The sequence below is a fragment of the Pseudomonas sp. KB-10 genome (genome assembly GCF_018221585.1).
GTDB classification, from domain to species: Bacteria; Pseudomonadota; Gammaproteobacteria; order Pseudomonadales; family Pseudomonadaceae; genus Aquipseudomonas; species Aquipseudomonas yangonensis.
This window is the reverse complement of sequence record NZ_QYYB01000001.1, coordinates 162,551-176,214: the sequence shown is the minus strand read 5'-3', so window position 1 is coordinate 176,214 and position 13,664 is coordinate 162,551. Positions and strand designations below refer to the sequence as shown.

At 61.7% G+C, this 13,664-nt stretch carries 10 protein-coding genes, 1 pseudogene and 1 riboswitch; of the genes and pseudogenes, 8 read left to right on the top strand and 3 right to left on the bottom strand.

Features of this window, described 5'->3' with window-relative positions; genetic code table 11:
- Positions 1–76: 76 nt before the first annotated feature.
- Positions 77–1,960, bottom strand: a complete 1,884-nt coding sequence (gene thiC / locus DXK50_RS00765) for a phosphomethylpyrimidine synthase ThiC (protein ID WP_212629022.1) — start codon at positions 1,958–1,960, stop codon at positions 77–79.
- A gap of 96 nt (positions 1,961–2,056) precedes the next feature.
- Positions 2,057–2,163, bottom strand: a riboswitch (TPP riboswitch).
- A 223-nt stretch (positions 2,164–2,386) separates the two neighbouring features.
- On the opposite strand from thiC, the gene DXK50_RS00760 reads away from it, so the two are divergent.
- The 4 genes and pseudogenes from DXK50_RS00760 to tnpC all read left to right on the top strand — a co-directional run.
- Entirely contained in the window at positions 2,387–3,829 is a 1,443-nt protein-coding gene (locus DXK50_RS00760; RefSeq protein WP_212629021.1) for a TolC family outer membrane protein, read from the top strand.
- A gap of 148 nt (positions 3,830–3,977) precedes the next feature.
- Entirely contained in the window at positions 3,978–4,529 is a 552-nt protein-coding gene (locus DXK50_RS00755) for a sugar transferase (RefSeq protein ID WP_212629020.1), read from the top strand.
- 612 nt (positions 4,530–5,141) lie between these two features.
- Positions 5,142–6,695, top strand: a complete 1,554-nt coding sequence (locus DXK50_RS00750; RefSeq protein ID WP_212629019.1) for a hypothetical protein — start codon at positions 5,142–5,144, stop codon at positions 6,693–6,695.
- A gap of 156 nt (positions 6,696–6,851) precedes the next feature.
- Positions 6,852–7,871 (top strand): annotated as a pseudogene (gene tnpC, locus DXK50_RS00745) (IS66 family transposase); the annotation flags it as partial.
- Between the two features lie 69 nt (positions 7,872–7,940).
- Here the strand turns inward: tnpC and waaA are convergent.
- Positions 7,941–9,206, bottom strand: coding sequence for a lipid IV(A) 3-deoxy-D-manno-octulosonic acid transferase (gene waaA / locus DXK50_RS00740; protein WP_212629018.1), 1,266 nt, complete (start codon positions 9,204–9,206; stop codon positions 7,941–7,943).
- A 43-nt stretch (positions 9,207–9,249) separates the two neighbouring features.
- On the bottom strand, positions 9,250–10,137 hold the full coding sequence (locus DXK50_RS00735) for a LysR family transcriptional regulator (protein ID WP_212629017.1): 888 nt from the start codon (positions 10,135–10,137) through the stop codon (positions 9,250–9,252).
- A gap of 88 nt (positions 10,138–10,225) precedes the next feature.
- On the opposite strand from DXK50_RS00735, the gene DXK50_RS00730 reads away from it, so the two are divergent.
- The 4 genes from DXK50_RS00730 to DXK50_RS00715 all read left to right on the top strand — a co-directional run bounded on the left by DXK50_RS00730 (position 10,226) and on the right by DXK50_RS00715 (position 13,654).
- Complete coding sequence (locus DXK50_RS00730) at positions 10,226–10,558, top strand: DMT family transporter (protein ID WP_024306736.1); 333 nt, start codon at positions 10,226–10,228, stop codon at positions 10,556–10,558.
- Positions 10,559–10,620: 62 nt separating this feature from the next.
- The gene (locus DXK50_RS00725; protein WP_212629016.1) at positions 10,621–11,796 is read left to right on the top strand and encodes an NAD(P)/FAD-dependent oxidoreductase; all 1,176 of its coding nucleotides are present in this window, start codon (positions 10,621–10,623) and stop codon (positions 11,794–11,796) included.
- Positions 11,793–12,602, top strand: coding sequence for an aldo/keto reductase (locus DXK50_RS00720; RefSeq protein WP_212629015.1), 810 nt, complete (start codon positions 11,793–11,795; stop codon positions 12,600–12,602). The genes DXK50_RS00725 and DXK50_RS00720 overlap by 4 nt, the downstream gene beginning before the upstream one ends.
- Positions 12,603–12,745: 143 nt before the next feature.
- On the top strand, positions 12,746–13,654 hold the full coding sequence (locus tag DXK50_RS00715) for a metal ABC transporter ATPase (protein ID WP_161864713.1): 909 nt from the start codon (positions 12,746–12,748) through the stop codon (positions 13,652–13,654).
- The last annotated feature ends 10 nt before the right edge of the window (positions 13,655–13,664 follow it).

Sequence of the window (13,664 nt, the reverse complement as noted above, 5' to 3'; positions counted from 1 at the left end):
CATCTGGCAGAGCAGTTCTAACCCGACTCGGATATGCTGCTCTCGAATGGCTTGGTATCCAGGTAAGATTTGCCGTTCACACCTGCCGGTAAATCACCGAACCTTCTTCCTTGAAACGCTCCGCCTGTTCGCTGAAGCCTGCCTTGATGGCCTTCTGCTCGTCGGTCAAGCCGTTTTCCTTGGCGTAGTCACGCACCTCCTGGGTGATCTTCATCGAGCAGAACTTCGGCCCGCACATGGAGCAGAAGTGCGCCACCTTGGCCGAGTCCTTGGGCAAGGTTTCGTCGTGGAAGGCACGCGCGGTGTCTGGGTCCAGACCCAGGTTGAACTGATCTTCCCAGCGGAATTCGAAGCGCGCCTTGGAGAGGGCGTTGTCGCGAATCTGCGCGCCCGGATGACCTTTCGCGAGGTCGGCGGCATGGGCGGCGATCTTGTAGGTGATGATGCCGGTCTTCACGTCATCCTTGTTCGGCAGGCCCAGGTGCTCCTTCGGCGTGACGTAGCAGAGCATGGCGCAGCCGAACCAGCCGATCATCGCTGCGCCGATGCCGCTGGTGATATGGTCGTAGCCGGGGGCGATATCGGTGGTCAGCGGGCCGAGGGTGTAGAACGGTGCCTCGTCGCAGCATTCCAGCTGCTTGTCCATGTTCTCCTTGATCAGCTGCATGGGCACGTGGCCGGGGCCTTCGATCATGCACTGCACGTCGTGTTTCCAGGCGATCTTGGTCAGCTCGCCGAGGGTCTCCAGTTCACCGAACTGCGCGGCGTCGTTGGCATCGGCGATGGAGCCGGGGCGCAGGCCGTCACCCAGGGAGAAGGACACGTCGTAGGCCTTCATGATTTCGCAGATGTCTTCGAAATGGGTGTAGAGGAAGTTCTCCTTGTGATGCGCCAGGCACCACTTGGCCATGATCGAGCCGCCGCGGCTGACGATGCCGGTGACGCGCTTGGCGGTCAGCGGTACGTAGCGCAGCAGCACGCCGGCGTGGATGGTGAAGTAGTCCACGCCCTGTTCGGCCTGTTCGATCAGGGTGTCGCGGAACAGCTCCCAGGTCAGGTCCTCGGCGATGCCGCCGACCTTTTCCAGTGCCTGGTAGATCGGCACGGTGCCGATCGGTACGGGCGAGTTGCGGATGATCCACTCGCGTGTCTCATGGATGTGCTTGCCGGTGGACAGGTCCATCACCGTGTCCGAACCCCAGCGGATGCCCCAGGTCAGCTTGGCCACTTCTTCCTCGATGGAGGAGCCCAGGGCGCTGTTGCCGATATTGCCGTTGATCTTCACCAGGAAGTTGCGGCCGATGATCATCGGCTCCAGCTCCACGTGGTTGATGTTGGCGGGGATGATGGCGCGGCCGCGGGCGACTTCGGAGCGCACGAACTCGGGGGTGATTTCCTTCGGGATGCTGGCGCCGAAGCTATGCCCGGCATGCTGCTCATTGAGCAGGCCGGCTTCGCGGGCTTCGGCCAGCTTCATGTTCTCGCGGATGGCGACGAACTCCATCTCCGGGGTGATGATGCCTTTCTTGGCGTAGTGCATCTGGCTGACGTTGTGTCCGGCCTTGGCCCGGCGCGGGTTGCGCACGTGGGCGAAGCGCATGGCCGACAGCTCGGCGTCATTCAGGCGGCGCTGGCCGAACTCGGAGGACAGGCCCGGCAGCTTCTCGGTGTCGCCGCGGTCCTCGATCCAGGCGCTGCGCACATCACTCAGGCCCTTGCGCACGTCGATGGTCACGTTCGGGTCGGTGTAGGGGCCGGAGGTGTCGTAGACGGTGACCGGGGCGTTGATCTCACCGCCGAAGTCGGTGGGGGTCACGTCCAGGCTGATCTCGCGCATCGGCACGCGAATGTCAGGGCGCGAGCCTTGTACGTAGACTTTCTGCGAACGGGGGAAGGGTTGCACCGACTGCTGGTCGACTTTTGCCGACTCACTCAGATTCTTTTGTTGTTGTGCACTCATCAAGGCTCTCTCCGGGATAGATGTCGGAGTTGGAACCTGAGCGGACGAAGGGCGCGAGATACACCATGGGCGGTGTCGAGAGGACTCGCCGGATACGGGCGAGGACATCTTGTTCCCTACGCAGGCCTTAACCTGATCAGGTTCAACGGGATCCGGCAGCTGCCAATCTCAGCCCCGCATTTGGGGCACCCCGACAAGAACCCTGGCAGTCTAAACAAGCTGGTGGGAGAAAACCAACCCGGCGGTCAATAAAGGTCGACCCGTGCGTCGGAAAGCGACTGCCGCTTCGGTCGAGCCTCGATTGTTGCAGACGAGCAACATAGCTTGCCGCCAGCTAGACTTATGCCGCTTGCGGCGCGCTTGACCCCCGTCAGTGGCGCCCCGTAGCCTTGCCGATTACCGCCTATTCAAGGATCGACATCCATCATGTTGCGCAGACTTTCCCTGGCAATTGCCGTGGCCGCCGCTTCGGTGGGCCTGGTTCAGGCCGAAGAGGCCCCGCTGTCGAGCAAAACCGACCTGGTTACCGTGTATCAGGAGGCGGCAAGAAACAATGCCGACATCGCCGCCGCGCGTGCCGATTATCAGGCTCGCCGCGAAGTAGTGCCGCAGGCCCGTGCCGGCCTGCTGCCCAATTTGTCTGCCGGCGCCAACTACGGCGATACGCGCACCGAAGTCGATTCGCCCAGTGCCACTGTCTCGCGCAGCGGCCTGGTCTATCAGGCCAACCTCAGCCAGCCGCTGTTTCGCGCCGACCGCTGGTTTCAGCTGCAGGCGGCCGAGGCTACCAGCGAGCAAGCTGCGCTGGAGCTGTCGGCTACCGAGCAGAACCTGATTCTGCAGAGTGCCGAAACCTACTTCGCCGTGTTGCGTGCTCAGGACAACCTGGCGTCCACCAGGGCCGAAGAGGCGGCCTTCAAGCGTCAGCTGGACCAGGCCAACGAGCGTTTCGATGTCGGCCTTTCCGACAAGACCGATGTGCTCGAAGCGCAGGCCGGTTTCGATACCGCTCGGGCCAATCGCCTGCTCGCCGAGCGTGCGGTGGATGACGCCTTCGAAGCCCTGGTGACCCTGACCAACCGCGATTACGTGGCGGTCGAAGGCATCGTCCACACCCTGCCGGTGCTGGCGCCGACGCCGAACGATGCCAAGTCCTGGGTCGATACCGCCGCTGCGCAGAATCTCAACCTGCAGGCCAGCCTGTATGCCGTGACGGCTGCCGAAGAGAGCTTGCGTCAGCGCAAGGCCGGCCATGCGCCGACCCTCGACGCCGTGGCCAGCTACCAGAAGGGCGATAACGACAGCCTGGGCTTCACCAACTCCGGTTCGCCGCTGTCGCCAGGCTACAGTGGCGATGTCTCGCAGCGTTCCATCGGCCTGCAACTGAACATCCCGATCTACAGTGGCGGCCTGACCAGCTCGCAGGTGCGCGAGGCCTACCAGCGTCTCGGGCAGACCGAGCAGCTGCGCGAAAGCCTGCGTCGCCAGGTGGTGCAGAACACCCGCAACCTGTTCCGCGCGGTGAACACCGATGTGGAAACCGTGCAGGCGCGGCGTCAGTCGATCATTTCCAACCAGAGTGCCCTGGAAGCCACCGAGATTGGCTATCAGGTCGGTACTCGCAACATCGTCGACGTGCTCGATGCCCAGCGTCAGCTGTACAGCGCCGTGCGCAACTACAACGATGCGCGCTACGACTACATCCTCAACAACCTGCGCCTGAAGCAGGCCGCCGGCACCCTCAGCCCGGCCGACCTGGAAGCGCTGGGCAGTTTCCTCAAGCCGGACTACAACCCGGACAAGGATTTCCTGCCGCCGGATCTGGCCTCAGCTGCCGAAGAGCGCCTAAAAAGCAATCAGGATTTCTGATATTTGAAAAAAAAGACGTGGTTACACTGAGGTGGGGCGCCGACAGCACGTGGCGCCATTGCTGCGTGACGAAGATGGAGATCATGTTCTTTTTGACTAATGCGCTGCCGTCTTCCTGTGAAAAAGCTAATTAAGAGGTTGTGCTATATTGATCCGCTTCTTTGACGTCTTACTCGCATCAATCGGCCTTCTGCTAGGAAGCCCTGTCTTGCTTCTGATCTTTTGCGCAGGGCTTCTGGATACGGGGTCCCCCTTGTTCTTTCAGCAGCGTGTTGGGCGCTATCGCGAGCCCTTTGTTCTGGTTAAGTTTCGCACGATGCGCTTAGGTACGACATCGGTGGCTAGCCACTTGGCCTCACCTGCTAGTATTACTTACTTAGGGCGCGTGCTGCGTCGCACAAAGCTCGACGAGTTACCGCAGTTATGGAATGTGCTGAAAGGTGACATGAGCCTCGTTGGCCCGCGTCCTGGACTGTATAATCAAGATATCCTACTACAGGAGCGCCATGCTCTTCGCGTGTTTGAGGCTCGGCCTGGTATCACCGGTCTTGCGCAAATCAGTGGTATTGACATGTCGACACCTAAACTGCTTGCCAAGACTGATGCTGACATGCTTGCGCAGCTAACGCTTACAAGCTATTTCAGATTTATCTTAATGACGGTTTTGGGACGGGGGCGTGGTGATCGAGTGCAGCAATGACTCGTGTGCGCCACGATACCTGCGTCGGAGCAACTAGAGGGGCGGGACTGCCCTCAATGAGCGCTGCAAAAACTAAACGCAGTTTCCTTGTTAGGATAATGGGCCGTTGCAATCAGTACCCGCAAGCGCCCCGTTTACTCCAAAAGCGTCCGTTTGTTAGTGCGCATGTTAGTATGTTCAACTTCCGCGCTTTGATCTGCCTCCCTCCACCTAGTGGGCCATTTTAGATTGGGAACCATGAAGACGCATCTGCTATTGGGTTGTTCCTTCCTGCTAGCCTCTGTTGCCCATGCTAGCAGTCTAACTGCGCTAGATACCGCAGGTATGTCGCGGTCTAGTGCTTCCCCTGTTCAGCCCAAAAGCCTATCGCTCAGGCCGGCGGCTTTTTCCGTAGGCCTTGAGCCCTTGAGCTTGCATAAGAGTCAGCTCGGGAGCGATATCCGACACGCTGATCAAGTTAGTGGTGCACCCATTCAGGTAGGTTTGCGCCGTAAGATTTCAGCGCTGCAGTCGTGGCAGCACGTAAACGAGGTCCTGAAATGGAGCGTCACTTCCCGTGGAGGGCAGGTCGCCGCGATCAGTATTATCTCGCCTGAGGCTATGGCTCTGCGAATGGGGGTGCTGGTCACTCATCTACCGACTTCAGCGGTGCTAAGATTCTATTCCCAGCAGGATAATCAGGTCCTGGAAATACACGCTAGCAAAGTCTTGCAAGTGCTAGCTGCAAACCAGGCCGCTGGTGATGATAGTGAGCAGGCGCGAACCTATTGGTCGCCGCCTGTTACAGGCGATGAAATTACCTTGGAAATTGAGCTGCCGTCTAGCGCTAATCGCGATCAACTTCAGGTCAGCATTCCGACTCTTTCGCATTTGTTTGCTGATCCTGCTGGCGATCTTGAAAAAAATCTGGTCAAAGGCATCGGGCAGTCCGGTACTTGTAATGTAAATTACCAGTGCGATGCGACTTATAATACATTACTTGATGCGCAGAGTCGTTCGGTTGCGAAGATGAGCTTTATTGACCAAGGTGATGCTTATATTTGTACTGGCACCTTGCTCAATAATACTCGTCAAGATCGCACGCCTTATTTCCTTAGTGCTAATCACTGCATTAGCAGTCAGATAAGCGCTTCGACTTTGGTTACATATTGGTTGTATCGTGCAGCAACTTGCCAGGGAGTACAGCTTGATGGCGAGTTCAGCATGCTGTACGGTGGCGCGCAGTTATTATACACTAATAAAGCTCAGGATACGTCTTTTTTTAGGCTTAACGACCTAGCTCCCGAGGCTGTCGCATTCTCCGGTTGGAGTACCAATCCCGGATTCTATAATTTTAGCCAGACTATCATTGGTCTGCATAACCCGTCCGGCGACTTACAAAAAATCAGCAAAGGTGCAGTGGTGAATTATTTGAGCTGCGACGATAGTTTTTGTTATCGTAGCACTCAGGCTCGTGCAACAGCTGTTGAGGTGCTTTGGAGTGCTGGTGTGACCGAGGGCGGGAGCAGCGGCTCTGGCTTATACAGTGATGGGAAGCTGATTGCTCAGCTATATGGTGGTAGCTCGGCATGCAATAATCCAACTGGATATGACCGATATAGTCTGCTTGCACCGGCCTATGAAAACGGCATTAAGCAGTGGCTTGCTCCAAGTGGCACTTCTTTAGCTGATGGACGTACAGTGGTGGAGTTCTATAATCCCGACCTAAATCATTATTTCATTACCGCAGATGCAGCTGAGCAGGCCTTTGTCGATAGTGGTGCTGTCGGTCGCTGGCTGCGTACCGGGCAAAGTTTTAAGGCGGGCGGCAGCGTTGCTGCGTGCCGCTTTTATGGTAACACTAATGTTGATCCAGCAACTAATGCGATCTATGGACCTAACTCGCATTTCTACACGGTGGATCAACAGGGCTGCAATCAGCTGATCAGTATTTTTGATGCAAATATTGCCAGTTGGAAGTTCGAGAGTTATGACTTTTTCAGCACCCCGCCGGATGCTAATGGCCGCTGTCCGGGCGGCACCATCGCTGTGCATCGCTTTTATAACGACGGTTTTGCCAAGGGGAAGCCTTCTAATCATCGTTTTGTCACCGATGCCAGTTTGATTCAGCCGATGGTGCGGGACGGCTGGCTTTACGAGGGTGTTGACATGTGCGCACCGCTCTAATAATGCGTGGCTGGCTGTCGTTGTTCATGTCGAGCCACAAATCAAGAAGGTGCTTGTCTTCGCTCGGCGAGACCGGTGCTGGCTGGGCGTGGAGTGCGTGTCATTACGCCCCGCCTTAGACGGTGGCAGTTCACGAGAGGCTGATAATCCCGTGCACTGGTTGAGAAGAGCCTCGCCAGCCCCAGCGTGCTGGCGGGGCTGCTGACCACCAGGTACGCCAACGGCCTCCCGCTGTACCGCTTTGAGAAGATGCTCAGCCGCCACGGCGTCGACATCCCACGCAGACCCTGGCGCGCTGGGTGATCAGTGCGACGAGCAACTGCAACCGCTGCTCAACCTGATGCGCGACAAGCTGCTGGAGCACCCGGTGCTGCACTGCGACGAGATGCGCTTGCAGGTGCTGCATGAACCGCGACGCGATCCCACCGCGCAGTCCTGGAGGTGGGTGCAAAGCGGTGGACCGCCGGATAAACCGGTGATCCTCTTCGACTACACGACCAGCCGCGCGCAGGAAGTGCCGTTGCGCCTGCTCGACGGCTATCGCGGCTACCTGATGACCGACGACTACGCTGGCTACAACGCCGTGGCCGTGCAAGAGGGCATCGAACGCCTGGGCTGCTGGGCGCATGCGCGGCGCAAGTTCGTCAAAGCCCAAAAGGTGCAACCCAAGGGCGAGATCTGCCGCGCTGACATGGCGCTAACCTGATCAACAAGCTCTACGGCATCGAGCGCGACCTGAAAGAGGCCGACGACAGCGAACGCCTGGCCGCCCGCCAGCAACGCAGTCAGCCCCTCTTGGAGCAGCTCAAGGCCTGGCTGGACAGGACCCAGCCGCAGGACGCCGGGCAGGCGGCCTTGGGCAAGGCAGTGAACTACCTTGCCAGCAACTGGAGCCGGCTGGTGCGCTACGTCGTAGGTGGACATCTGCCGTTCGTGGCGGCCGCAAGAACTGGCTGTTCAGCGACACGCCCAAGGGGGGGGCCACGGCCAGCGCGTAGATCTACAGCCTGATTGAAAGCGCCTAAGGCAAACGGCCAGGAGCCTTGCGCTTGGCTGCGCCACATCCTCGAACGTCTGCCGACCGCCAGCGGCGTTGAGGATTACGAAGCCCTGCTGCCGTGGAGCCTAATCACAAGCCCCATCAAAGAAAGATGGGGTTTATGGAGCGCTTACTGAGATCGCGCCCTGCCGAAGCATTGGGCGGGCAAGCTAACCATTGGCCTGAGCCGATATGTGGGGCTGGAGCTACATAAGACGGTGCAATCGATTGAGCAGGCGCTCCAGCGCGCCTTGATTGGCCTTGAGTACGGCAAGGCCGGCCTGGCTCATACGCTGCATCTCGTCGGGCTCGCCCAGCAGTGCGATGACCCTGCCTGCCAGTTGCTCGGCGTTTTCCACCTCGCTCAGGGCACCGGCTTCACGCAACTGCGCAGCGATTTCCAGAAAGTTGAACAGATGCGGGCCGCTCAGCACGGGTTTGCCCAGGGCCGCCGGCTCCAGCAGGTTGTGGCCGCCGTTGGCCACCAGGCTGCCGCCGACGAAGGCGATGTCCGCCAGTGCATAGAGAAACAGCAATTCACCCATGGTGTCGCCCAGCAGCACCTGATCGCCAGGCTGGACAGCTTCGCCGGTGGAGCGACGGCGAGTCGTCATCCCCTGGCTCAGGCATAGATCATGGACCGCGTGGAAACGCTCGGGGTGGCGCGGCACCAGAATCAGCAGGGCGTTGTCACGAGTCTTCAGCAACTGGCGATGAGCGCTGAGGATGATCTCGTCTTCACCCGCATGGGTGCTGGCGGCGATCCACACCGGGCGCTGTTCGGCCTGCCACTGACGACGCAGTTCGGCAGCCCGTTGCGGCAGCTGGGCATCGATCTTCAGGTCGAACTTGATCGAACCGGTCACTTCCACGCAGTCGGGCCGTGCCCCCAACGTCAGGAAACGCTGCGCCTCAGCCTCGGTCTGCACCGCGATCAGCGACAGTTCGGCGAGCATCGGCGCGGTGAGTTTGGCAAAGCGTGCATAGCCACGTGCCGAACGCTCGGACAGGCGCGCATTGGCCAGGGTCACCGGGATACCGCGTTTGGCGCACTGGTGAATATGGTTCGGCCACAGCTCGGTTTCCATCACCACCGCCAGACGTGGTTGTACGCGGTCGAGAAAGCGTGCGGCGGCCCACGGCAGGTCGTAGGGCAGGTAGCAGTGCTGCACGCTGTCGCCGAACAGCGCCTGGATGCGCTCGGAGCCGGTCGGCGTCATGCAGGTCACGGTGACTGGCAGCTCGGGATAACGTGCCTGCAGTGCGCGAATCATTGGCGCGGCGGCGATGCTTTCGCCCACCGATACCGCATGCACCCAGATGCCGCCGGGTTTCATTGCCGGCAGGCCGAGGGAGAAGCGTTCGCTGATACGCCGAGCGTAGGCCGGCGCCTTGCGTGCGCGCAGCGCCAGGCGCAGGGCGATCAAGGGCAGGGCCAGGTGCAGCAGCAGGGTGTAGAGGAATCTGTTCATGGGCGCGCAGCTTAGCGTCGCCGGCGATGCGCTGGAAGGGCAGTCATGCCTGCGGCCGCAACAGTTCGCGCGCCAGGCAGTCGGCCAGCCAGCTGGCAGCGGGGCCGAGCGCGCCGTCGCGGCGGGTGACCAGTTCCACCACCAGCGGCAGCGGCGCCCAGTCGCTACGTAGCTCCTGCAGGTGGCCCTGGTAGGTCGGGTATTGCGCCACATGGCGCGGCAGCCAGGCCCAGCCAACGCCGCGAATCACCAGCTCGGCCATCACGTAGAAGCTGTCGGCGCGCCACACCAGCGGGCTGATCTGCTCGCCGCCTGGGTAGTGGCTGTCCTGCGGCGTCATCAGCAACTGGCGATGTTCGGCCAGGTGGCGACGTTCGATATTGGCGAGTCCAGCCAGCGGATGGTTCGGGCTGCATACCGTGACCATCTCGATGGTGCCCAGACGCTGGCTCTCCAGCTCCCGCGGCATCTGTTCGTGGTGAAACAGCAGGCCCAGGTCCGCCTGGCGCTGCAGCAGCTTACGCGCCACGTCGCCCTGTGCGCCGCTGGAAAGCTGCACTTCCAGCAGGGGGAAGGCGTCGGCGAGCGCCTCGAGGCTGGCCAGTACTGGCTGGTAAGGCATGGCCTCGTCCTGCGCCAGGCGCAGCCTTGCTTCCTCGCCGCGGGCCAGCCCCAGCGCACGGCCATCGAGGCGCTGGCATTGCTGTAACACGCTGCGCGCTTCCTCGAGCAGCGCCGTTCCTGCTTCGGTCAGTTGCGGCTGGCGCCCGCTGCTGCGTTCGAACAGGGTGACGCCGAGATCGCTTTCGAGCAGGGCGATGGCGTTGCTGACGGCCGATTGCGCACGCCCGGTTTGTCGCGCCGCAGCGGAGAAGGATCGGCTCTCGGCGGTGCGAACGAACAGGTGAAGCTGGTCGAGATTCCAGTTCATGGCGACCTATCTCTAGAATAGATAGGTAATGACTTTATCCCATCATTCGGCAGCTTAGAATGGCGAGCATCTCTCAGGAGTCGCCATCATGCCCGGATACCTCTATCTCGCCATTGCCATCGCGGCCGAGGTGATCGCCACCACCTCGATGAAGGCGATCGACGGCTTCAGCAAGCCCTTGCCGCTGCTGCTGGTGGTGGGCGGTTACGGCATCGCCTTCTGGATGCTGACGCTGGTGGTGCGCACCATCCCGGTGGGCGTTGCCTACGCGATCTGGGCCGGGTTGGGCATCGTGCTGGTCAGCGTCGCCGCCATGTTCATCTACCAGCAAAAGCTCGACCTGCCGGCCGTACTGGGCATGGGGCTGATCGTCAGTGGTGTGGTGGTGATCCAGCTGTTCTCGCAATCGACCGGGCATTGATGGCCGCGGGCGAGGAGGCTGACGCGTTATACTGCGCGCCTGTTTTTCGCCGAGGCCCGTTCATGTCCCAGTCTCTCAGCACCGATGTCCTGATCGTTGGTGGCGGTATCGCCGGCCTCTGGCTCAACGCCCGCCTGCGTCAGCAGGGCTTTGCCAGCATTTTGGTGGAGCGCGGCAGCCTGGGCGGCGGGCAGAGCCTGAAATCGCAGGGCATCATCCATGGCGGTGCCAAGTATGCCCTGCATGGCGCGCTGACCGGCGCCTCCGAGGCCATCGCCGATATGCCGCGCCGCTGGCGCGAGGCGCTGGCCGGTACGGGCGAACTGGATCTGTCCGGCGTGCGTGTTCTCTCCGATGCCCATTACCTCTGGTCGCCCGGTACTCTGGCCGGCAACCTCACCAGTTTCTTCGCCAGCAAGGCGGTGCGCGGCCGAGTCGATCAGGTCAAGGGCGAGCAGTTGCCGCCGGCGCTGCAGCATCCGAAGTTCAAGGGCAAGGTCTATCGTCTGGCCGAGCTGGTGCTCGATGTGCCGAGCCTGATCGCTCGCCTGGCCGAACTGGCCGGCGGCGGACTGCTGGCTGCCGAGCGTATCGAGCCGCTGCAGGACAATGGCGAACTGTGCGGGCTGATCGTCGACGGCCGCGAGATTCGTGCACAGCGCGTAGTGCTCAGTGCCGGCGCCGGCAACGCCGAGCTGCTCGCAGCGTTGGGTATCGAGCAGCCGGCGCAGCAGTTGCGTCCCTTGCATATGGTGCTGGCCAAGGGGCCGACGCTGAAACCGCTGTACGCCCACTGCCTCGGCGGCGGACCCAAGCCGCGGGTGACCGTTACCACCCATCCGGCCGCCGATGGCCAGTGGGTCTGGTATCTGGGCGGCGATCTGGCCGAAGCCGATGGCGTCGCCCGCGACGAGGCGGCGCAGATTCAGGCGGCGCAGAAGGAGATGGCGGCGTTGCTGCCCTGGGTCGACCAGAGCCAGACGCGCTGGGCCACACTGCGCGTGGATCGCGCCGAACCCGCGCAGTCGGGCCTGGTGCGCCCGGACAACGCCTTTCTGGCAGAACAGCAGCGCCTGCTGGTGGGTTGGCCAACCAAGCTGGCGCTGGCGCCGGACTTCGCCGATCGGGTGCTGGCCACGCTGCAGCGTGAACATGTGCAGCCGGCGGCTCATGCACCGCTGCCCGAACTGCCACGCCCACCGCTGGGCCAGCCAGTCTGGGAGGCGCTGCTGCCATGACCACGCTGCACGATCTGCATCGCCCGCTGGGTTCCACCGGTTTGCGGGTTTCGCCGCTGGGCCTCGGTACGGTCAAGCTCGGCCGCGACCAAGGTGTGAAGTATCCCAACGGCTTCACCATTCCCGACGACGCCCAGGCTCGTGCCCTGCTGAATCAGGCGCGCGAGTTGGGCATCAATCTGATCGATACCGCGCCTGCCTACGGTATCAGCGAGCAGCGCCTCGGCCCGCTGTTGCGTGGCCAGCGTGATGAGTGGGTCATCGTCAGCAAGACCGGCGAGGAGTTCGAGCAGGGCCAGTCGCATTTCGATTTCTCGCCGGCGCATACCCGTCTATCGGTCGAGCGCAGCCTCAAGCGCCTGGAAACTGACCGTATCGACCTGCTGCTGGTGCATTCCGACGGCAACGACCTGCGCGTGCTGCAAGACACCGGCGTCTACCAGACGCTGGCCGAGCTCAAGCGCGAAGGCAAGATTCTCGCCTACGGCATTTCCGGCAAGACCGTCGAGGGCGGGTTGCTGGCGCTGGAGCAGGGCGACTGCGCCATGGTCACCTATAACCTCGGCGAGCAGGGCGAGAAACCCGTATTGGACTACGCTGCCAGTCACGCCAAAGGCATTCTGATCAAGAAGGCGCTGGCCAGCGGCCACGCCTGCCTGGCCGAGGGTGTCGACCCGGTGCGCGCCAGTTTCGAGCTGATCTTCGCCCATCCGGGCGTCAGCAGCGCCATCGTCGGCACCATCACGCCTGCGCACCTGGCGGCCAATGTGGCAACCGTGGCCTCCGTGCTGCAAGGCCTTGGCTGAGGTTTCGGTCACGTCCTCTTACAGCCTTGGGTTGTATTGGTTGGCCGGCTTGGGGCAGCCTTGAGCGGTTTTCGCTTCAACCTGACCTCGCGTGAGCGCTGGCCGCCGAGCCGGCTCACACCTAGACGGAACAAGGAGTCGAGATGGCGCGTACGCTGATCCGCAAGGACCCGAGTAACTTCAAGACCCTACCGCTGTTCGTCGAAGCCAGCCCGGATGGGCTGAGCTACCAGAGCCTGGGGCAGCCGCTGAACTTCCAGCAGATGCTCGAACGCCGCCGCCCGGTCGAAGTGGCGGACAGCTCGCGTTTTTCCGTGGAGCTGGCCAACCTTGGCGTCTCGGTGCGCCTGACCCTGCGCCTGCAGGGGCGCGACTACTGGTTGCTGGTGCGTCAGCGCCGCCCTGATCGTGGCGACACCGTGCTCAAGCTGATTTCCGGCTACGTGCCGGCGCATGAGCTCAATCTGCCGCTGCTGACCGCCATTCAGGAAGTAGCCGAGGAATGCCTGCTGGAAAGCGCCGATGGCTGGCTGAGCGGGCGTTTCGCCGATACCTGGCTGCCTACGCCCTATCAGGGCACGCTGCGTTATCGCGAAGCCAGCCATTTTCGCCTCAGTCCCCTGTCCGGCGCCGCGCGTCCGGTGCAGTGCGGCAACCTGACCCTGCTGGAAAGACCGCGCGCCTACGTGCATCTGCCGACCGCGTCACTGCAACTGGTCTACGACCTGAGCCTGGAGCTGCCGCGCGATGCCCGTCAACTGAGCCTGTTCCACGTCGATGAGTGCCTGGAGGATGGCCGCCTGGTGGCGCGTCTGGAGCGTCGGCGGCCGGATATCTATCTGCTGGCGCTGCACCGGGGTGTACCCAGTGGCGGTTTGTTCACCTTGCGCAAGGGTGAGCTGCAGGCCGCCAGCACACGCGGGGTGTGGCTATCGGAGAGCTTCGCCGAGCAGGACGGCTGGCTGGTGCGTGACGAGCGGGTTCGCTGGAAAGACTGGCTGCTGCGTTATGGTGTGAAGACGCCGCAGCGGCGCGCAATGGCCAGCGCCTAATGGATGAAGC